Raw genomic sequence first — 254 nt, forward strand, 5'->3', positions numbered from 1 at the left:
GTATTCTCTACCAGACCACCTGAGTCGGTTTAGGGTACGGGCCGCCATGAAACTCGCTAGAGGCTTTTCTCGACAGCATAGGATCATCCACTTCACCACAATCGGCTCGGCATCAGGTCTCAGACTCAGTGTCGCGCGGATTTGCCTACGCAACGTCCTACACCCTTACCCCGGGACAACCACCGCCCGGGCTGGACTACCTTCCTGCGTCACCCCATCGCTCACCTACTACCCCGTTGGGTCACCGGCTCCAC

At 59.1% G+C, this 254-nt stretch carries 1 rRNA gene; it reads right to left on the reverse strand.

The window, feature by feature from the left end:
- Nucleotides 1–254 (reverse strand): 23S ribosomal RNA (locus QSK52_RS39385); the annotation flags it as partial.

The sequence above is a fragment of the Kitasatospora phosalacinea genome, assembly GCF_030268885.1.
GTDB lineage: Bacteria > Actinomycetota > Actinomycetes > Streptomycetales > Streptomycetaceae > Kitasatospora > Kitasatospora phosalacinea_C.